Raw genomic sequence first — 19,770 nt, forward strand, 5'->3', positions numbered from 1 at the left:
TCGGACCAACGCAATTCCGTGCTGACCCAATGGCTGCACCACTACAACTGGCACCGTCCCCATATGGGGATCGGCGGCCAGCCACCTATCTCCAGAGTGCCGCTGAATAACGTAGTGGGTTTACACAGTTAGTCGACTGCTCTTGGCACCCCGCGAAAATCCCGCGCTACGCGCGATAGTCGACTGACAGTCGACTCTACCCCCATCGGCCCCCATCGGCCCCCATCGGCCCCCATCGTCCCCCGCCCCCGTCCCCCGCTACAACCGTCGGCACCCACCATGGCAGGGCCGTAGCCTGCCCTCGACCTGGCCTACACGCCGCCGCTGGCACCCTGCGGGGCATGGCTGAACCGCTCCCCCTGCGTCCGCCACCGCCGTTGCTGGACGACGCCTGCGCGTTGTTCCTCGACGTGGATGGCACGCTTATCGAATTCGCCGCACGGCCCGATGCCGTGCACCTGCTACCCGACGTGCGTGAGGCCATCGGCCGCATCAGCGACCGCCTGGAGGGCGCCGTGGCCCTTGTCAGCGGGAGACCGCTGGAACAACTGGACCAGCTGTTCGCACCGCTGCAACTGCCCGCCGCCGGCCTGCATGGCCATGAGATGCGCGGCGCCGATGGCCGCGTGCTGCGCGATGACCACGACGACGACACCGGCGAATGGCTGCATGCCCTGCACCAGCAGGCCATGCGCTTCGCCCACGGCTACCCCGGCGTGCTGGTGGAGGAAAAAGGCGTGGGCCTGGCCCTGCACTGGCGTGGCGCACCGCATGCCGGTGACGACGTGCGTGCGTTCGCCGAACGCCATGTGCGCGGCCGGGCCAGCTACCGCCTGCAACCCGGCGACCATGTGGTCGAGTTCGTACCGGTGGGCACCGACAAGGGCCGCGCCCTGCGCCGCATGATGCAGTACCTGCCCTTCCGCGGCCGCCTGCCGGTGTTCCTGGGCGATGACCTGACCGACGAATACGGCTTCGAAGCCGCCAACGGCCAACACGGCTGGAGCGTGCTGATTGGCGAACGCGAGCCCAGTGCCGCGGTGTTCGCCCTGCCCGACATACGCAGCGTGCACGCCTGGCTGCGTGAGAATGCCTATTGACCCCCGGCCCCCACGGCCATAACCGGATATTTCTGCGTGATGACCCAACCCGATCTTGATCTGGGCGTGGTCGGCAACGGCAGCTTCGGCGCCCTGGTCGACAAGCAGGCCCGCGTGGTGTGGAGCTGCCTGCCCACCTTCGATGGCGACCCCACGTTCTGTGCACTGCTGTCGCCCAACCAACAGGAAGGTGGCGATTTCGCCATCGAACTGGAGGATTTCGCCAGCAGCGAGCAGAGCTACCTGACCAACACGGCCATCCTGCGCACCGTGCTGCACGACCACCATGGTGGCGCGCTGGAAATCCTCGATTTCGCCCCGCGCTGGCGCCAGAACGACCGCTTCTACCGACCGGTCAGCCTGATCCGCCAGGTGCGCCCGCTGGCCGGCAGCCCTCGCATCGTGGTGCGCGCACGGCCGCTGGCCGACTGGGGCGCGCGCGTGCCCGAATCGACCTGGGGCAGCAACCACGTGCGCTGGATCCTGCCCGATCACGTGCTGCGCCTGACCACCGACGTGCCGGTGCGCTTCGTGCGCGATGGCCTGCCGTTCGTGCTCAACCACCCCATCCATCTGGTGCTGGGCGTGGACGAATCGCTGAACCGCTCCATCAGCGGCTACGTGCAGGAAGCCTTCCAGCGCACGCGCGACTACTGGCGCGAATGGGTGCGCTACCTGTCCATTCCGCTGGAATGGCAGGACGCGGTGATCCGCAGTGCGATCACCCTGAAGCTGTGCCAGTACGAAGACAGCGGCGCGATCATCGCGGCCATGACCACCTCCATTCCCGAAGCGCCCGGCAGCGTGCGCAACTGGGATTACCGCTACTGCTGGCTGCGCGATGCGGCCTTCGTGGTGCGCGCGTTGAACCGCCTGGGCGCCACCCGCACCATGGAACAGTTCCTGGGCTACATCTTCAACCTGGCCACCACCGACGGCACGCTGCAGCCGCTGTACGGCATCGGTTTCGAGGCCAAGCTGGACGAAGATGAAGTGCCCACACTGTCCGGTTACCGTGGCATGGGCCCGGTGCGCCGCGGCAACCTGGCCTGGGTGCAGCGCCAGCACGATGTCTACGGCAGCGTGGTGCTGGCCTCCACACAGCTGTTCTTCGACCGCCGCCTGCAGGACCCGGGCGATGCCCACACCTTCGCTCGGCTGGAACCGCTGGGCGAACAGGCCTTCGCCCTGCACGACGTGCCCGATGCGGGCCTGTGGGAATTCCGCGGCCGCACCGAAGTACACACCTATACCAGCGCCATGTGCTGGGCCGCCTGCGACCGCCTGTGCAAGATCGCCGTGCGCCTGAAGCGCGACGACCGCGCGCAGTACTGGCGCGAGCGCGCCGACACCATCCACGCGCGCATCATGGCCGAGGCCTGGAGTGATGAACACGGCCACTTCACCGACACTTTCGGTGGCCACCGCCTGGACGCCTCGTTGCTGCTGCTGGCCGATATCGGCTTCATCGATGCAATGGACGCGCGCTTCATCGCCACCGTGGAAGCCATCGGCCGCGACTTGAAGCACGGCAATTCGTTGTACCGCTACGTGGCGCCGGATGACTTCGGCGAACCGGAAACCAGCTTCACCATCTGCACCTTCTGGTACATCGATGCGCTGGCTGCAATCGGCCGCATGGACGAAGCACGCGAGATGTTCGAGCTGCTGCTGAAGCAGCGCAACCACCTGGGCCTGCTGTCCGAAGACCTGGCCTTCGATGGCGGCGAAGCCTGGGGCAACTTCCCGCAGACGTACTCGCACGTGGGGCTGATCACCGCCGCCATGCGCCTGTCGCGGTCCTGGCAGGAGGCCTCGTGAGTCGTCTGGTTGTGGTTTCCAACCGCGTGGCCCTGCCTGGCGAAAACCGCGCCGGCGGCCTGGCGGTGGGCCTGCTGGCCGCACTGAAGGAGCGCGGTGGCCTGTGGTTCGGCTGGAGCGGCAAGAGCGTGCGCGAAGGCAGCGGCACCCTGCACCGGCAGAAAGACGGCGATATCGAATTCGTCACCCTGGACCTGAGCAAGCGCGAGGTGGATGGCTACTACAACGGCTTCGCCAACCGCACGCTGTGGCCGCTGCTGCACTTCCGCCTTGACCTGGTGGACTACGACCGCGGCACGCGCGAGACCTACCAGAAGGTCAACGCCCTGTTTGCCGACAAACTGGCACCGCTGCTGCGCGAAGACGATATCGTCTGGATCCACGACTACCATCTGATTCCGCTGGGCGCGCTGCTGCGCGAACGTGGCATTGGCTGCCGCATCGGCTTCTTCCTGCACATTCCGATGCCATCGGCGGATCTGCTGCAGGCCATGCCCGACCACCTGCGCCTGTTCTCGGCGCTGTACGCCTACGATCTGGTCGGCTTCCAGACCCAGCGCGATACCGACCGTTTCCAGACCTACCTGCGCCTGTTCGGCGGCGGCAAGGTGCTGGGCGATGGCCAGCTTGAAGCGCCCGGCGGCCGACGCTTCCGTGCGGCCGCCTTCCCCATCGGCATCGATACCGCGTTGATTGCCCGGCAGGCCGGCACCGCTGCCAGCAAGGCCGCAGTGAAGGACCTGCGCAGCAGCCTGCGCGACCGCCAGCTGGCCATCGGCGTAGACCGCCTGGATTATTCCAAGGGCCTGCCCGAGCGCTTCCGCGGTTTCGAACGCTACCTGGAACGCCACCCCGACCAGCGCGGCTCGCTGACCTACCTGCAGATCGCGCCGGTATCGCGCGGCGATGTGAGCGAGTACCGCCAGCTGCGCAGCACGCTGGAACAGATTGCCGGCCACATCAACGGTGGCCACGCCGCGCCGGACTGGACCCCGCTGCGCTACGTCAACCAGAACTTCACCCATGCCACCCTGACCGGCTTCTACCGCGCCGCTGCGGTCGGCCTGGTCACGCCGCTGCGCGATGGCATGAACCTGGTAGCCAAGGAATATGTGGCCTCGCAGGACCCGGAAGATCCTGGCGTGCTGGTGCTGTCACTGCTGGCCGGCGCCGCCGACGAAATGAAGCAGGCACTGCTGGTGAACCCCTACGACCTGGATGGCATGGCCGACGCCATCGCCACCGCCGCCACCATGTCGCTGCGCCGCCGCAAGGAACGCTGGCACGCCATGATGGAGCACCTGCGCACCTACGATATCAACCACTGGCGGCGCAGCTATCTGGAAGCGCTGGAGGGGTGACCGCACCGTTGGTAGAGTCGAGCTTGCTCGACTGCTGCACAACCAGTCGAGCAAGCTCGACTCTACAGACAGGCCAGTCGAGCATGGCTCGACTCTACATACAGAGCAGTCGAGCAAGCTCGACTCTACGGGAATGGGCGGTCAATCCAGGAAGCGCGCGGCCTGTTCCGCGCTGGGCAGGAAGCAGGCCTCGTGGCGCCCGAACCAGCGGTAGCGGTTGCGCGCCAACACGCGGTACGCGCGGTCGCGCCACGCCTGCGGCAGCACGCGCAGCGCGCCGGCCAGCCGCCACGGCCCGCCCAGGCCGGCCAACACCCGCAGGATCGCGTTGGTGTCGGTCCAGGCGCCCTGTGCGTCCACCAGCAGGAAGGACAGCGGGTCGTTCGGGTCCAGCCCGTGCGCGCGCAACAGGCCACTGCCGTGCGCGCCCTGCATGGCGGCGAAGCGGTAGCGGCCGTGGCGGTCGAAGCGCAGCAGGAAGCGCACCCAGCGGCTGCACAGCGCGCAGACGCCGTCGAAGACGATCACGGCTGGCGGGATGGGGTCAGAGCCCTTTTCTGCCGAAAAGGGATCTGACCCCGCCGCGACCAAGGGGTCGGATCCCTTCCCGCCAGGGAAGGGCTCTGACCCCGTAACGGGCTCACCCCGGCTCATGCCATCCACACCAGGGTGGCCATGCGCCCGGTACGGCGATCGCGGCGGTGCGAATACAGATCCGGGTCGGCCATGGTGGACACCGTGCCACCATGGATGTTGGCCGGATCCAAGCCCGCGCTCTGCAGGCGCTGCCGCGCCAACGCGAACAGGTCCACCTTCCAGTGCCCCTGGCGGGTGGCCACGAATGCGGCCGCGGCCACCGGGTCGTGGCCGACGAAGGCGTGGTACACCTCTTCGCCGATTTCGTAGTCCTGCGGCCCGGCCGCCGGGCCCAGCCAGGCGCGCAGCTGCGCCGGGGCGGTGCTCATCGCCGCCACCGTGTGTTCCAGCATGCCGTCGGCCAGCCCGCGCCACCCGGCATGGGCGGCGCCCACTTCGCTGCCATCGGCGGCGGCAAACACCACCGGCAGGCAATCGGCGGTCAGGATGGCCAGCACCACGCCCCGTTCAGAGGTGACCGACGCATCGGCCACCGGCTCGCTGGCGCCTGCCTGCGGCGGCGCGTTGAAGCGCAGCACCGTGCTGCTGTGTACCTGGCGCAGCCAGTGCGGCGCCGACGGCAGCGCCAGGCCCTGCTGCAGCAGCTGGCGGTTGTGCTCCACGTTGGCCGGGGTATCGCCATCGGCAGCATGCCGGTTGCCCAGGTTGAACTGGTCGAACGGCGCCGGCGAAATACCTGCGCCGTGGCGACGGGTGGTCAGCGCCCGCACTCCCGGCGGTGCCGGCCAGTCAGCCTGCAGCAGCGGCAGTGCGGCGGCCATTACCAGCGGTCCCGCTCGCGCGCAGCGAAGGCTTCGCTGTCTTCGCGCAGCACCTTCATCAGGTGCAGCATGTCGGCCGGCACCGGCGCACTGTTGCGCACCGGCTGGCCGGTGATCGGGTGCACGAACTCCAGGGTTTCAGCGTGCAGCGCCTGGCGCTTGAAGCCGCGCAGTGCGGCCACCAGTTCGTCGCTGGCGCCCTTGGGCAGCTTCAGCGCGCCGCCGTACAGCGGGTCACCCACGATCGGGTGGCGCAGGTGCGCCATGTGCACGCGGATCTGGTGGGTGCGGCCGGTTTCCAGGCGGCACTCCAGCGCGGTGTGGGCGCGGAAGCGCTCGCGCAGGCGGTAATGGGTCACCGCTTCCTTGCCATCTTCGCGCACGCCCATCTTCAGGCGGTCGCGCGGGTGGCGGTCGATCGGGGCATCGGCGGTACCGCCGGCCACCAGCGCGCCCATCACCACGGCCAGGTACTGGCGGTGCACATCGCGCGCGGCCAGCTGTTCCACCAGCGCGGTCTGCGCTTCTAGGGTACGGGCCACCACCATCACGCCGCTGGTGTCCTTGTCCAGGCGGTGCACGATGCCGGCGCGCGGCAGCACGGCCACCGACGGGTCGCGGTACAGCAGGGCGTTCACCAGGGTGCCGCTGTGGTTGCCGGCGCCGGGGTGCACCACCAGGCCCACCGGCTTGTTGATCACCAGCAGGTGCTCATCCTCGAACAGCACGTCCAGCGGGATGTCTTCGGGCTGGGCGTCGGTCTGGGTGTCCAGCACGACGGTCAGGCTCACCACCTCGCCGCCGCGCAGCGGGTCGCGCGGGCGGGCCTGGGCGCCGTCCAGCAGCACATCGCCGGATTTGATCCACTCGGTCAGGCGCGAGCGGGAATATTCGGGGAACAGCTCGGCCACAACGGCGTCGAAACGCCGGCCGGCGGCGGTATCGGGAACGATGGCCTGGCGGGCCGATTCGGAAGTTTGTTCAGACATGGCAAGGGGGATCTTTGAAATTTTGGGGTCCGGGCGGCCGGTTTCAGTCGCAGGACAGGACACTAGGCTATCATCGACCCTTCGTATTCCAGACGCGTCCCGCCTTGACCCCATGATCCGACGCTCCGCCATGCTCTCCGCGCCCGTCCGCCTCACCGCCCTGCTGCTGGTGCTGGTCATCGCCGCCACCGGTTGCCACCGCGGTGCCAAGAAGGGGGATCGCCCCGATGAAGGCACGCCTGTCGAACAGCTGTACGACAAGAGCCACGCGCTCATGAAGGGCGGCAACTGGAGCGGCGCCGAAGCCAGCTTCCGCCGTCTGGTGGCCCAGTACCCGTACGGCCCGTACACCGAACAGGCGATGATCGAGACCGCCTACGCCCAGTACAAGGCCGGCAAGCACGATGACGCGGTGTCCAGCATCGACCGCTTCATCCGCACCTACCCGACCCACCGCAACATCGCCTACCTGTACTACCTGCGCGGCCTGGCCAACTCCAATCGCAATACGGTTTTCCTGCGCCGCGTATGGTCGCTGGATCCCAGCCGCCGCGATCTGTCGACCCCGCACCAGGCCTATGCCGACTTCAACATCGTGGTGGACCGTTACCCGAACAGCCGCTACGCCGCCGATGCGCGCCAGCGCATGATCGTGCTGCGTGACGTGTTCGCCCAGCACGAGCTGGACAACGCCCTGTACTACCTGCGCCGCGAAGCCTATGTTTCCGCCGCCGGCCGCGCCAACTTCCTGCTGGAAACCTACCCGCAGAGCGCGTACCAGTACGACGCCGTGGCGGTGCTGGGCGAAGCCTACACCCACCTGGGCAACAAGACGCTGGCCGACGATGCCCGCCGCGTGCTGACCCTGAACCAGCCCACCCACCCGTGGCTGGAAGGCAAGTGGCCCAAGTACCCGTGGATGATCCGCAAGCTGAACCCGTTCGCCGGCGAGAAGTCCGCCAGCACCGGCCAGCGCAACGCACGGCTGGAAAAGAAGTAAGAAAGCGAAGGGCCCCGCAAGGGGCCCTTTCCTTTTGGGCGTTGGGAATACCCCATCCACGCATGGCGTGGATCTACTGTAGATCCACGCCATGCGTGGATGGCGGGATTAGGAATTCTACGAATCCGCAGCCATTGCGATCCTGTTCCCAGACCCAACCCGCACCGCCTTCCACACTCCCGTGCACGGCCATCCCCGCCTGCCTGGAGTCCGCATGACCTCAATCGTTTCCCGCACCCGCCCGCTGCTGGCCGCCGTCGCTGCCACCCTGCTGGGCCTGCCCGTGGCTGCCCAGGCGGCCGAGCCCGGCGATCTGCTCTCCGCCGCCCCCTACCGCGCCGAGTGGGTGCCCTCGAAGGCGGCCCAGGCCTACCTGTTGCGCTATCTCACCCCCGACCACAGCGGCCGCCTGGCCCGGGGCACCGGGCTGCTCTACCTGCCTGCCGGCACCGCGTCGGCGGGCGGCTGGCCGGTGGTTTCCTGGGCGCATGGCACCCAGGGCATTGCCAACCACTGCGCGCCGTCGGTGTCCGGCCCCACCCATCCCGAGCGCGACGGGCGCTTCCTGGACCACTTCCTCGGCCAGGGCTATGCCGTGGTCGCTGCCGATTACCAGGGCTTGGGCACTCCGGGCCAGCACACCTACCTGCACGTGCGCACCGCCGCGCGCAACAGCATCGACATGGTCAAGGCCAGCCACCAGTTCCTGGACGGCGGGCGTCTGTCGCCCCGCTGGGTCTCGGTGGGCTATTCGCAGGGGGCGTCGGCCGCGCTGAGCGCCGGCCACCTGGCGGCCGACTACGCCGGCCCCGCCCTGCAGTTCAAGGGCAGCTTCACCGCTGGCACGCCCACGGCCGTGGAGATCACCGCGCTGGTGATGCGGCCTGACAACCGCACCGCCAACCCCGGGGCACTGAACGCCTATCACGCCTATCTGCTCGATGGCCTGCTGCAGGTGGCGCCGCACATCGACCGCGTGCTGAGCCCGCAGGGAAGGGCCCGCGTCGCGCTGGCCCGCCAGCACTGCCTGACCGATCTGGCCGCGCAGCTGGACGGCGCCAGCACCGGTGAGATGTTCAGCGCGCCATTGACCACGGTGCCGGGCATCTGGCCGCTGCTGCATGACTATCTGGGCGTGCCACGGCGTGGTTTCACCCAGCCGTTGATGCTGGCCCACGGCACCGGCGACCAGGATGTGCCCTACCTGACCACGCTGCTGTACGCCGCCGGTCTGGCCCTGCGTGGCGAGCCGGTGGCCTTCCGGCAGTACCCGGTCGACCACCGCGGCACGCTGGATGCGGCCGCAGCCGATGGGCTGGCGTTCGTGCGCGCACGGCTGGAGGATGCCCGCTTCGACCCCGCAGCCGAATTGGCGGGGCTGGAACAACAGCTCGACGCCGCACGATGATGGGTTGGTGGGTCCACGCCATGCGTGGATGATCGTCGAACACCGTGCGGACCAAGGTCCGCACCTACCAGGGAGCCTCGTCGAACATCGTGCGGACCAAGGTCCGCACCTACCAGGGATCCTCGTCGAACATCGTGCGGACCAAGGTCCGCACCTACCCGGGAGGCGCGGGCCGCCCTTACCCCTTGAACCCGTTGCTGATCGGGTACCGGCGCTCGCGGCCGAATGCCCGGCGCGACACCTTCGGGCCCGGCGCGGCCTGGTGGCGCTTCCACTCGCTGATGCGCACCAGGCGCAGCACCCGGTCCACCACGGCCGCGTCGTAGCCGGCCGCCACGATCTCCGCGCGCGACTGCTCCTGGTCCACGTAGCGGTACAGGATGCCGTCCAGCACGTCGTAGGCCGGCAGCGAATCCTGGTCCAGCTGGTTCTCGCGCAGCTCGGCCGACGGCGGGCGGCTGATCACCGCCGGCGGAATGACCGGCGCGCCGCCCACGGTGTTGCGCCACTTCGACAGCCCGAACACCTCGGTCTTGTACAGGTCCTTCAGCGGCGCATAGCCACCGCACATGTCGCCATAGATCGTGGCGTAACCCACCGCGTATTCGCTCTTGTTGCCAGTGGTCAGCAGCAGGCCGCCGAACTTGTTGGCCAGCGCCATCAGGATCACGCCGCGGCTGCGCGACTGCAGGTTCTCTTCGGTTACATCCGGCGTGGTGCCTTCGAACATCGGCGCCAGCGATTCCATCAGGCCCTTGAAGGCCGGCTCGATCGATACCGCCTCCAGCTTCACGCCCAGCGCCTGGCACTGCTCGGCCGCCAGGTCATTGGACATGCCAGCGGTGTAGCGCGAGGGCAGGCGTACGGCGGTCACGTTCTCCGCGCCCAGCGCATCCACGGCCAGGGCCAGCACCAGCGCCGAATCGATGCCGCCGGACAGGCCCAGCCACACCTTCTTGAAACCGTTCTTGCGGCAGTAATCCTGGATACCGCGGGTCACCGCGCGCCAGGCCAGCGCATCCATGCTCTCGTCGCCATCGTCCATCCACACATGCGGCAGGAAGCGGCGGCTGGCGCCGTCGTAGTCCACCACCAGCCACTGGTCCATGAAGGCCGCCGCGGCCGGGTGTACCGTGCCATCGCCATCGGCCACCACCGACGCACCGTCGAACACCAGGGCGTCCTGGCCGCCCACCACGTTCAGGTAGGCAATGGCCGCCCCGCTCTCGCGGGTGCGCGCGGCCAGCACGGCGTCGCGCTGGGCATGCTTGCCGCGCTCGTAGGGCGACGCGTTGGGCACCACCACCAGCTGCGCGCCGGCCTGCACGGTGTCGGCCATCGGCTCGGCGAACCACAGGTCTTCGCAGATCAGCAGGCCCACCGGAATGCCGTTCACTTCGAACACGCAGCTGCCGCCATCGGGATCGACATCGAAGTAGCGACGCTCGTCGAACACGGCGTAGTTGGGCAGCTCGCGCTTGCGGTAGGTCTGTTCCACCAGGCCATCGCGCAGCACGCTGGCGGCGTTGTAGACCACCGCGCCGGCGGCCTGCGGCCAGCCCACCACGGCGGTGATGCCACGGCAGGCGGCGGCGATGCGGGCCATGGCCTGCTCGCATTCGTACAGGAAGCCCGGGCGCAGCAGCAGGTCTTCCGGCGGGTAGCCGCTGACGGCCAGCTCGGGGAACATCACCAGCTCGGCGCCGTACTCATCGCGCGCCTGGCCGATCATCTCGATGATGCGTTCGGTATTGCCGGCAACATCGCCGACCGGGAAATCGAACTGCGCCATCGCGATACGGATCGAAGCCATGGGGGTCCAGCCTGTGGTTGCTAATGCGCCCATTGTAACGCCGGGCCATGCCCGCGCCGGGCCATCCCCAGTAGATCCACGCCATGCGTGGATGGGGCCGACCGGCACACCGCCAGATGCAGAAAAGCCGCCCGGAGGCGGCTTTTCTGTTTCAAGCAGTCGACTGACAGTCGACTCTACCGATCGCGCCGGCCGGGGCCGGCAACAATCTTATTTGACCAGCTTGGCGATGGCGGCGCCCAGGTCGCCCGGCGAGCGGACGGTGACGACACCGGCAGCTTCCATGGCGGCGAACTTGCCTTCGGCCGTGCCCTTGCCGCCCGAGGCGATCGCACCGGCGTGGCCCATGCGCTTGCCGGCCGGAGCCGACGCACCGGCGATGAAACCGACAACCGGCTTCTTCACGTGGTTCTTGATGTACTCGGCGCCGGCTTCTTCAGCGTCACCGCCGATTTCGCCAACCATGATGATGCCTTCGGTCTGCGGATCTTCGTTGAACAGCTTCAGGCAGTCGACGAAGTTCAGGCCGTTGATCGGGTCACCACCGATGCCGATGCAGGTGGACTGGCCCAGGCCGACTTCGGTGGTCTGCTTGACCGCTTCATAGGTCAGGGTGCCCGAACGCGACACGATGCCGATCTTGCCCGGCTGGTGGATGTGGCCCGGCATGATGCCGATCTTGCACTCGCCCGGGGTGATGACGCCCGGGCAGTTCGGCCCGATCAGCACGGTGTCCGGATGCGAACGGGTCAGCACGTTCTTCACGCGCAGCATGTCCAGCACCGGAATGCCTTCGGTGATGCAGACGATGACCTTGATGCCGGCAGCAGCGGCTTCCAGGATCGCGTCAGCCGCGTACGGCGGCGGCACGTAGATGACCGACGCGTTGGCGCCGGTGCTCTGCACGGCGTCAGCAACGGTGTTGAAGACCGGCAGGTCGATATGGGTGGTGCCACCCTTGCCCGGGGTCACGCCGCCAACGACCTGGGTGCCGTACTCGATCATCTGAGTGGCGTGGAAGGTGCCCTGCTGGCCGGTGAAGCCCTGCACGATCACCTTGGTGTTCTTGTTGATCAAAACAGACATGGTAATTCCTTGGTGTCGGTATCAGGCGGCGTTCTTGACAGCTTCAACGATCTTCTTGGCGCCATCGTTGATGTTGTCAGCCGGGATGATGGCCATGCCGCTGTCACGCAGCAGCTGCTTGCCTTCTTCCACGTTGGTGCCTTCCAGGCGCACCACGACCGGAACCTTGACGCCCACTTCCTTCACGGCGGCGATGATGCCTTCGGCAATCATGTCGCAGCGGACGATGCCGCCGAAGATGTTGACGAAGATGCCTTCGACCTTGTCCGAGGACAGGATCAGCTTGAAGGCTTCAATGACGCGCTGCTTGTTGGCACCGCCGCCCACGTCCAGGAAGTTCGCCGGCTCGCCGCCGTTGAGCTTGATGACGTCCATGGTGGCCATGGCCAGGCCGGCGCCGTTCACCATGCAGCCGATGTTGCCGTCCATGGTGACGTAGTTGATGTCCAGTTCCGAAGCGATCACTTCGGTCGGATCTTCCTGGGTCTTGTCGCGCATGGCGACCAGGGCCTTCTGGCGGAACGCGGCGTTGTCGTCGCTGTCGAACTTGCCGTCCAGCGCGTACAGGTTGCCGTCGTCCAGGATGGCCAGCGGGTTGATTTCAACCAGGGCCAGGTCCTTTTCGTTGAACAGGCGGTACAGGTTCACCATGATGCTGGCGAACTGGCCGGCCTGCTTGGCGGTCAGGCCCAGCTTGAAGCCGAAATCGCGGCCGTGGTAACCCTGCACGCCTTCGACGAAGTCGACGTTCAGCGAGTGGATCAGCTCCGGGGTTTCAGCGGCAACCTGCTCGATCTCCACGCCGCCTTCCGAAGAAGCGATGTAGGTGATGGTCTTGGTGCCACGGTCAACCAGCACCGACAGGTACAGTTCCTTGACGATCTCGCCGGCGGTGGTCACCAGCACCAGGTTGACCGGCAGTTCAACGCCAGCGGTCTGGTAGGTGGCCATCTTGGTGCCGAGCATCTTGGCCGCAGCGGCCTTCACATCGTCGGTGGTCTTGCAGAACTTGACGCCGCCAGCCTTACCGCGGCCGCCAGCGTGGATCTGCGCCTTGACCATCCAGGGGCCCTGGCCCAGAGCGTTGGCAGCGGCAACCGCCTCGTCCGGGGTCGCAGCGACCTTGCCGGCCGGGACCGGAATGCCGTATTCGGCAAGCAGTTGTTTTGACTGGTATTCGTGGAAATTCATGCGTCACCGTGGGAATAGGAACGACCGCACGCAATTCCTCAGGGGCCCCGGCGGGGCGCCGGCATGGACCGCGGCGGGCCCACTATTGTGGCCGAGCCGGCGCCGGGGCGCAAAGAAGTATGGACAAATGGCCAGACCCGGGCAGATTTCCGCCGTCATTCAGGCAGTTGCGGACGCCGAGCCGGCGCGGCCAGGCGCCCACCCGGGCCCGATTGCGCAGGAAATCGCTTCCACAGGCCTATACTGGGGGCGGCCGTGCCAAAGCGGTTCCGATGATCGGGGGAACATCGGCTACGCTGCAGGCCACCGCCGTCAAAACCCAGTTCCAGGCAGCCAGAAGGGGAGTTCCGGCGTGTCACCCAGTGCTTCATTGATCGACCGCATCGAATCGATACCGCGGCGTGAGCTGTACTTCTTCGCCCTGTACCGGGTGCTGATCGCGTCGGTCATCGCCGCCCTGCTCTACAGCCCGTTGTCGGCCATGGTCGGCGAAGCCCACCACCCGCGCCTGGCCTATGCCGTGGGCGGCGCCTACCTGGGCCTGTCGCTGCTGTGGCTGCTGATCGGCCGCAGCGAACGCTGGCTGCGCCCCACCGTGGTCGGTGGCGTGCTGCTGGATATCGTCGCCGCCAGCCTGCTTGCGCACGCCCTGCCCGGCGCCAGCGCCGGCATCTCGATGTCGCTGCTGTTCAACATCGCCGCGGCCGCCACCCTGCTGCCGCTCAGCTGGGGTCTGTGCCTGGCGCTGGCCGCCAGCGTGGCCACCGCCGCCGAATACCTGTGGAAGGTGCTGGAAGGTGGCGACCCCACCCGCACCCTGGCCGAACTGGCCATGTTCGCCACCAGCTACCTGGCCCTGGCCTTCATCAGCTACCAGGTGGGCAACCGCGCCCGTCGCAACCAGCAGCTGGCCAACCAGCGCGGCGACGAAGTGGCCAACCTGTTCCAGATCAACGAACTGATCATCCGCCGCATGCGCACCGGCGTGCTGGTGGTCGATGGCGAAAACCGCATCACCCTGGCCAACGAAGCGGCCTCGCTGCTGCTGGGCGACAACGATGGCGTGGGCGAAACCGGTCGACTGGACCTGACCAGCATCGCCCCGGAACTGGCACGCCGCCTCAACCGCTGGCGCAACGGCTGGACCCAGGACGAACTGCCGCTGCAGCTCAACCCCGACCAGCCGGAAGTACAGCCGCGCTTCGCCCGCCTGCTGGCCGGCAGCGATCTGGCTCTGGTGTTCCTGGACGATTCCAGCGTGGTCTCGCGCCGCGCCGAATCGCTCACCCTGTCGGCCATGGGCCGCTTCTCGGCCAGCCTGGCCCATGAGATCCGCAACCCGTTGGCCGCCATCAACTACGCGGTGCAGCTGCTGGAAGAAGGCACCGGCTTCAACGAAAGCGACCGCCGCCTGCTGCAGATCATCCACCAGCAGTGCCAGCGCACCAACAGCATCGTGGAAAGCGTGCTGGGCCTGGCCCGGCGTGAACGTGCCACCCCGGAAAACGTCGATCTGGCCGCCTTCGTGCGCCGCTTCGTGCTGGAGTACAAGCAGGGCCAGACGCTGGAAACGGACAGCATCGAACCAATCATCACCGACACCTCGGTGCCGGCGCAGGTGGACACCCGCCACCTGTACCAGGTGCTGACCGTGCTGGTGCACAACGCGCTGAAGTATGGCCGCGTGGGCCAGCAGCCAGCGCGCGTGCGCCTGCGCGTGGCCCTGCACGAGCGCAACGCGGTGATCGACGTGATGGACCGTGGCCCCGGCATTCCTGAAGCGGTGGCCGCGCAGTTGTTCCGCCCGTTCTTCACCACGTCCGAGCACGGCACCGGCCTGGGCCTGTACATCGCCCGTGAGCTGTGCCGCGCCAACCAGGCACGCCTGGATTACATCCCGGTGCCGGCCGGCGGCTCGTGCTTCCGCCTGGTCCTGCCGGGCCCGCACACCCTGCTTCCGACCTGATCCAGCGCGTCAAGTATTTGTCGCTTCCGCCCCCCTCGGCTATCTTTCCGCCCATGAACGAAACCCGCAGCGCTCTCATCGTCGACGATGAACGCGACATCCGCGAACTGCTGGTGCTGACCCTTGGCCGCATGGGCCTGCGCATCAGCACCGCCGCCAACCTTGCCGAAGCGCGCGAGCTGCTGGCCAGCAATCCCTACGATCTGTGCATCACCGACATGCGCCTGCCCGATGGCAACGGCATTGAGCTGGTGAGCGAGATCGCCCACCACTACCCGCGCACCCCGGTGGCGATGATCACCGCCTTCGGCAGCATGGATCTGGCGGTGGAAGCACTGAAGGCCGGCGCCTTCGATTTCGTCAGCAAGCCGGTGGACATTTCGGTGCTGCGCGGGCTGGTGAAGCACGCGCTGGAACTGAACAACGCCGAGCGCCCCGCCACCGGCCCGGCCGCCGAACAGGCCGCGCGCCTGCTGGGCAGTTCGCCGGCCATGGACGTGCTGCGCACCACCATCGGCAAAGTGGCCCGCAGCCAGGCCCCGGTCTACATCCTGGGCGAATCGGGCGTGGGCAAGGAACTGGTGGCACGCACCATCCACGCACAGGGCGCCCGCGCGGCCGGCCCGTTCGTGCCGGTGAACTGCGGCGCCATTCCCAGCGAGCTGATGGAAAGCGAGTTCTTCGGCCACCGCAAGGGCAGCTTCAGTGGCGCCCACGCCGACAAGCCGGGCCTGTTCCAGGCCGCCCATGGCGGCACCCTGTTCCTGGATGAAGTGGCCGAACTGCCGCTGCAGATGCAGGTGAAGCTGCTGCGCGCCATCCAGGAAAAATCGGTGCGCGCCGTCGGTGCATCCAACGAAGAACCGGTGGACGTGCGCATCCTGTCGGCCACCCACAAGGACCTGGCCGAACTGGTCGAAGACGGCCGCTTCCGCCACGACCTGTATTACCGCATCAACGTGATCGAACTGAAGGTGCCGCCGCTGCGCGAGCGCCGCCAGGACCTGCCCGACCTGGCCGGTGCCATCCTGGCGCGGCTGGCCCGCAGCCACGGCCGTGGCACCCCGCTGCTGGCACCGTCGGCGCTGGACGCGCTGGCCCAGTACGGCTTCCCCGGCAACGTGCGCGAACTGGAAAACATCCTGGAGCGCGCCTTGGCGCTGGCCGAAGAAGACCGCATTGGCGCCGACGACCTGCGCCTGCCGCAGCACGCCCCGCGCACCGCCGGCGGCGGCCAACCGGCCGTAGTGGCCGAAGCCGTGGCCGACCTGCAGCCCGGCAATGCCGCCCTGCCCTCGTACATCGAGCAGCTGGAACGCAGCGCCATCCAGCGTGCGCTGGAAGAAAACCGCTGGAACAAGACCCGCACCGCCGCGCAGCTGGGCATCACCTTCCGCGCGCTGCGCTACAAGCTGAAAAAGCTGGGAATGGAATAAGGGCCGGAAGGCCCCGGGGCCGGATCCCTTTCCGCAGGAAAGGGCTCTGACCCCATTGGCCCTGCGCTATCCACGCATGGCGTGGATCTACCGGGGTCGGATCCCTTTCCGCAGGAAATGGCTCTGACCCCATCGGGCCCGCGCTATCCACGCGTGGCGTGGATCTACCGGGTCGGATCCCTTTCCGCAGGAAAGGGCTCTGACCCCATTCGGGCCTGCGCTATCCACGCATGGCGTGGATCTACCGGGGTCGGATCCCTTTCCGTAGGAAAGGGCTCTGACCCCATCGGGCCTGCGTTATCCACGCATGGCGTGGATCTACCGGGCCAACCGCATCAATCCTTGGTAACGCGGTTGATCTCAGCCAGGCTGGTCACACCCGCCGCTACCTTCTTCAGCGCCGACTGGCGCAGATCATTCACGCCGATCGCCTGCGCGGCTTCGGCAATCTGTAGGGCGTTACCGCCGGCCAGCACGATGGTGGAAATCTCGTCGGTCATCGGCATCACCTGGTACAGGCCGGTACGGCCCTTGTAGCCCTCGGTGCACTCATCGCAGCCCACCGCTTCGTGCAACTGGATACCCGCATCCAACTGTGCCTGGGTGAAGCCTTCGGCCAGCAGCGCATGCGCCGGCAGTTCGGCCGGCCGCTTGCAGTTGTTGCACAGCCGGCGCGCCAGTCGCTGGGCGATCACCAGGGTGACCGAACTAGTGATGTTGTACGGGGCAATGCCCATGTTCATCAGACGCGCGATGGTCTGCGGCGCATCGTTGGTATGCAGCGTGGACAGCACCATGTGACCGGTCTGCGCCGCCTTGATCGCGATTTCCGCCGTTTCCAGATCGCGGATTTCGCCCACCATGATGATGTCCGGATCCTGTCGCAGGAACGAGCGCAGGGCCGCTGCAAAGGTCATGCCGCGCTTGTTGTTCTGCTGCACCTGGTTCACGCCGGGCAGACGGATTTCCACCGGGTCTTCGGCGGTGGAAATATTGCGCGTTTCGTCGTTCAGGATGCCCAGCGCGGTATACAACGAAACCGTCTTGCCCGAACCGGTCGGGCCGGTCACCAGCACCATGCCGTAGGGCTTGTGGATGGCTTCCAGGAACAGCTTCTGCTGGTCCGGTTCGTAACCCAGCTTGTCGATACCCAGCTTGGCCGCGCTGCCGTCCAGAATACGCAGCACCACCTTCTCGCCGAACAGGGTCGGCAGGGTGCTGACGCGGAAGTCGATCTGCTTGCTCTTGGACAGGTTCAGCTTGATGCGACCGTCCTGCGGCACGCGCTTTTCGGCGATATCCAGCTGCGCCATCACCTTCAGGCGGGCGGCAATGCGCTGGTTCAACTTCACCGGCGCACGCGCCACCATCTTCAGCAGACCATCAATGCGCAGGCGCACGCGGTAGTCGTCTTCATAGGGCTCGAAGTGGATGTCCGACGCGCCCTTACGGATTGCATCGACCAGCACCTTGTTCACGAACTTCACCACCGGGGTGTCGTCGCCCTTGGCGTCTACGCCGCTGTCGCCGGCTGCGGCATCTTCTTCACCACCGCTGATATCAAGGTTGGCCAACGCATCATCGTCGCCCCCCAACGAATCGCCCAGGGTGTCGTGGCTGGAATGCCACTGCTCCAGGGTGCGGCGGATCTGGTCTTCATCGACCAGGATCGGCTCCACGACCAGGTTGGTGTGGAACTTGATCTCATCCAGCGAATGGGTTGGATTGCTGGTACCCACGAACAGCTTGCCGCCGCGCTTGAACAGCGGCAGCACGTTGTGTTTGCGCAGCAACTCCTCGCTGACCAGGCTCATGGCGTTCTGGCTGCTGTCGAACGTGGATACGTCGAACAGCGGCATGCCGAACTCAACCGAATTGGCGGCCGCCAACTGAGCAGCCCCCACCACCTTGTTCTGTGCGAACCAGGTCGGCAGCGGCTGCCTGGCGGCCGTTGCCTTGGCCATGGCATCGCGGGCGCCGGCTTCATCTAGCGCGCCGTCCTGTACGAGGCGGCGGGCCAGGCCGGTGATGCCGACGAGATTGGCGGTGGTGACGGCGTTCATGCGATTCCTCTACTGGGGCCCACGCTCCGCCCGAGGCGGACGCGGCATTGTGCATAGGGGTGCCATACTAACCGCGCAGCCAGCGTGAACGCATGCCCCGGGGCGGCCCGGCCACGATCAGAAGGGCTGCGCACGGTGCCAGCGCCAGGCGCTTTCGATGATTGCGCCCAGGTCACGCCACTCACGTGTCCATCCCAGCACCTCCTGGGCCTTGCCGCTGGAGGCAACCAGACGCGCAGGATCGCCCGGGCGGCGCGCTACCAGGTCATAGGGCACGGGCCGCCCAACCACCTCGGCAGCCGCCGCGACGATCTCCAGCACGGACGATCCCTCCTCGCTTCCCAGATTGAAGTCGTGGGCCCCGGGCGAACGCTCAAGCAGCTCGACCGCCAATGCATGGGCACGGGCCAGGTCCTGGACATGGACGTAATCGCGGACACAGGTGCCATCGACGGTCGGGTAGTCGGACCCGAATATCCTCAGCGGCGGCGCTTGCCCCGCCGCGGCACGCAGGACATTGGGAATCAAGTGGGTCTCACAGGCATGCGCCTCGCCGATCCCGTGCTCGGCAAGCGCCCCCGCTGCATTGAAGTAGCGCAGCACTACCGAGGACATGCCATGCGCGGCCCAGGCATCGGCCAGTATCCGCTCGACCATCAACTTGCTCGCACCATACGGGTTGATCGGATGCATGGGGTGCTGCTCGTCGATCAGCCCGGTCGCAGACTGCCCGAACACTGCCGCCGTCGAGGAAAAGACCAGACGACCAACATCCCGGCGCCGCATCTGCCGCAGCAGGTTCAGCGAGCCGGTGATGTTGTTCTGGTAGGTGGTGAACGGGTCCGCCACGGAATCAGCCACCAGCGAGGTCGCTGCAAAATGCATCACGACATCGAAGTGGCGCCCGCCAAATGCCCGTTCCAGGGCAGATTCATCCAGCAGGTCCGCATGGATGAAGTCGCCCCACTTCACAGCCGCACGATGGCCCGTGGACAAGTTGTCCAGCACCGTAACCGAATGACCCTGTCCGGCAAGCCACTGCGACATGTGGCTGCCGATATACCCTGCCCCTCCGCAGACCAGGACGTTCCACATCTGCCCGTCTCCACGCACAATCC

At 67.0% G+C, this 19,770-nt stretch carries 16 protein-coding genes; 8 read left to right on the plus strand and 8 right to left on the minus strand.

Annotated features, from left to right (window positions below; genetic code table 11):
- The 4 genes from C1930_RS20575 to otsA all read left to right on the plus strand — a co-directional run.
- Positions 1-132, plus strand: a 132-nt coding sequence (locus C1930_RS20575; protein WP_234412792.1) for an integrase core domain-containing protein, incomplete at its 5' end; no start/stop codon positions are given.
- A 209-nt stretch (positions 133-341) separates the two neighbouring features.
- Positions 342-1,100, plus strand: a complete 759-nt coding sequence (gene otsB / locus C1930_RS15600) for a trehalose-phosphatase (RefSeq protein WP_108756998.1) — start codon at positions 342-344, stop codon at positions 1,098-1,100.
- A gap of 39 nt (positions 1,101-1,139) precedes the next feature.
- Complete coding sequence (locus C1930_RS15605; protein ID WP_108772135.1) at positions 1,140-2,921, plus strand: glycoside hydrolase family 15 protein; 1,782 nt, start codon at positions 1,140-1,142, stop codon at positions 2,919-2,921.
- Positions 2,918-4,282 carry an alpha,alpha-trehalose-phosphate synthase (UDP-forming) gene (otsA, locus tag C1930_RS15610; protein ID WP_108772136.1) on the plus strand — a complete coding sequence of 455 codons (1,365 nt, stop codon included), beginning with the start codon at positions 2,918-2,920 and terminating at the stop codon, positions 4,280-4,282. The genes C1930_RS15605 and otsA overlap by 4 nt, the downstream gene beginning before the upstream one ends.
- A gap of 141 nt (positions 4,283-4,423) precedes the next feature.
- Here otsA and C1930_RS15615 read toward each other — a convergent pair whose 3' ends face one another.
- From C1930_RS15615 to rluD, 3 genes are all read right to left on the minus strand, one after another.
- Positions 4,424-4,822 carry a thiol-disulfide oxidoreductase DCC family protein gene (locus C1930_RS15615; RefSeq protein WP_234412793.1) on the minus strand — a complete coding sequence of 133 codons (399 nt, stop codon included), beginning with the start codon at positions 4,820-4,822 and terminating at the stop codon, positions 4,424-4,426.
- A 110-nt stretch (positions 4,823-4,932) separates the two neighbouring features.
- Entirely contained in the window at positions 4,933-5,700 is a 768-nt protein-coding gene (pgeF, locus tag C1930_RS15620) for a peptidoglycan editing factor PgeF (RefSeq protein ID WP_108772138.1), read from the minus strand.
- Positions 5,700-6,689 carry a 23S rRNA pseudouridine(1911/1915/1917) synthase RluD gene (gene rluD / locus C1930_RS15625; RefSeq protein WP_108753958.1) on the minus strand — a complete coding sequence of 330 codons (990 nt, stop codon included), beginning with the start codon at positions 6,687-6,689 and terminating at the stop codon, positions 5,700-5,702. The genes pgeF and rluD overlap by 1 nt, the downstream gene beginning before the upstream one ends.
- A gap of 112 nt (positions 6,690-6,801) precedes the next feature.
- Here rluD and C1930_RS15630 point away from each other — a divergent pair, with 112 nt between their 5' ends.
- Together C1930_RS15630 and C1930_RS15635 are read left to right on the plus strand one after the other, a co-directional pair.
- The gene (locus C1930_RS15630; RefSeq protein ID WP_108750891.1) at positions 6,802-7,689 is read left to right on the plus strand and encodes an outer membrane protein assembly factor BamD; all 888 of its coding nucleotides are present in this window, start codon (positions 6,802-6,804) and stop codon (positions 7,687-7,689) included.
- A 214-nt stretch (positions 7,690-7,903) separates the two neighbouring features.
- Positions 7,904-9,097 (plus strand): lipase family protein, encoded by a 1,194-nt coding sequence (locus C1930_RS15635; protein ID WP_108772139.1) that lies wholly within the window; start codon positions 7,904-7,906, stop codon positions 9,095-9,097.
- A 178-nt stretch (positions 9,098-9,275) separates the two neighbouring features.
- Here C1930_RS15635 and C1930_RS15640 read toward each other — a convergent pair whose 3' ends face one another.
- The 3 genes from C1930_RS15640 to sucC all read right to left on the minus strand — a co-directional run bounded on the left by C1930_RS15640 (position 9,276) and on the right by sucC (position 13,187).
- Complete coding sequence (locus C1930_RS15640) at positions 9,276-10,910, minus strand: NAD+ synthase (protein ID WP_108772140.1); 1,635 nt, start codon at positions 10,908-10,910, stop codon at positions 9,276-9,278.
- 210 nt (positions 10,911-11,120) lie between these two features.
- A complete protein-coding gene (sucD, locus tag C1930_RS15645; protein WP_005410793.1) occupies positions 11,121-11,996 on the minus strand; it encodes a succinate--CoA ligase subunit alpha in 876 nt (291 codons plus the stop codon).
- 21 nt (positions 11,997-12,017) lie between these two features.
- Positions 12,018-13,187: an ADP-forming succinate--CoA ligase subunit beta gene (gene sucC / locus C1930_RS15650; RefSeq protein ID WP_108750894.1), complete on the minus strand. Its 1,170-nt coding sequence runs from the start codon at positions 13,185-13,187 to the stop codon at positions 12,018-12,020.
- 352 nt (positions 13,188-13,539) lie between these two features.
- Between sucC and C1930_RS15655 the strand changes: the two genes are divergently transcribed.
- Both C1930_RS15655 and C1930_RS15660 read left to right on the plus strand, forming a co-directional pair.
- The gene (locus C1930_RS15655) at positions 13,540-15,153 is read left to right on the plus strand and encodes an ATP-binding protein (RefSeq protein WP_108753961.1); all 1,614 of its coding nucleotides are present in this window, start codon (positions 13,540-13,542) and stop codon (positions 15,151-15,153) included.
- Positions 15,154-15,206: 53 nt separating this feature from the next.
- A complete protein-coding gene (locus C1930_RS15660; RefSeq protein WP_108772141.1) occupies positions 15,207-16,589 on the plus strand; it encodes a sigma-54 dependent transcriptional regulator in 1,383 nt (460 codons plus the stop codon).
- Positions 16,590-16,924: 335 nt separating this feature from the next.
- On the opposite strand, the gene pilB is transcribed toward C1930_RS15660, so the two are convergent.
- A complete protein-coding gene (pilB, locus tag C1930_RS15665; RefSeq protein WP_108772142.1) occupies positions 16,925-18,652 on the minus strand; it encodes a type IV-A pilus assembly ATPase PilB in 1,728 nt (575 codons plus the stop codon).
- A gap of 117 nt (positions 18,653-18,769) precedes the next feature.
- Positions 18,770-19,747 carry a UDP-glucose 4-epimerase GalE gene (gene galE, locus C1930_RS15670; protein WP_108772143.1) on the minus strand — a complete coding sequence of 326 codons (978 nt, stop codon included), beginning with the start codon at positions 19,745-19,747 and terminating at the stop codon, positions 18,770-18,772.
- Positions 19,748-19,770: the final 23 nt, after the last annotated feature.

Source organism: Stenotrophomonas sp. SAU14A_NAIMI4_8 (assembly GCF_003086695.1).
Taxonomy (GTDB): Bacteria; Pseudomonadota; Gammaproteobacteria; order Xanthomonadales; family Xanthomonadaceae; genus Stenotrophomonas.

What these genes read in the sequence shown, in the direction of transcription:
- pilB (WP_108772142.1), bottom strand. Translation starts at nt 18,652, where the DNA reads ATGAACGCCGTCACCACCGCCAATCTCGTCGGCATCACCGGCCTGGCC.
- rluD (WP_108753958.1), bottom strand. Translation starts at nt 6,689, where the DNA reads ATGTCTGAACAAACTTCCGAATCGGCCCGCCAGGCCATCGTTCCCGAT.
- C1930_RS15660 (WP_108772141.1), top strand. Translation starts at nt 15,207, where the DNA reads ATGAACGAAACCCGCAGCGCTCTCATCGTCGACGATGAACGCGACATC.
- C1930_RS15635 (WP_108772139.1), top strand. Translation starts at nt 7,904, where the DNA reads ATGACCTCAATCGTTTCCCGCACCCGCCCGCTGCTGGCCGCCGTCGCT.
- C1930_RS15605 (WP_108772135.1), top strand. Translation starts at nt 1,140, where the DNA reads ATGACCCAACCCGATCTTGATCTGGGCGTGGTCGGCAACGGCAGCTTC.
- sucC (WP_108750894.1), bottom strand. Translation starts at nt 13,187, where the DNA reads ATGAATTTCCACGAATACCAGTCAAAACAACTGCTTGCCGAATACGGC.
- pgeF (WP_108772138.1), bottom strand. Translation starts at nt 5,700, where the DNA reads ATGGCCGCCGCACTGCCGCTGCTGCAGGCTGACTGGCCGGCACCGCCG.
- C1930_RS15630 (WP_108750891.1), top strand. Translation starts at nt 6,802, where the DNA reads ATGATCCGACGCTCCGCCATGCTCTCCGCGCCCGTCCGCCTCACCGCC.
- galE (WP_108772143.1), bottom strand. Translation starts at nt 19,747, where the DNA reads ATGTGGAACGTCCTGGTCTGCGGAGGGGCAGGGTATATCGGCAGCCAC.
- sucD (WP_005410793.1), bottom strand. Translation starts at nt 11,996, where the DNA reads ATGTCTGTTTTGATCAACAAGAACACCAAGGTGATCGTGCAGGGCTTC.
- otsB (WP_108756998.1), top strand. Translation starts at nt 342, where the DNA reads ATGGCTGAACCGCTCCCCCTGCGTCCGCCACCGCCGTTGCTGGACGAC.
- C1930_RS15640 (WP_108772140.1), bottom strand. Translation starts at nt 10,910, where the DNA reads ATGGCTTCGATCCGTATCGCGATGGCGCAGTTCGATTTCCCGGTCGGC.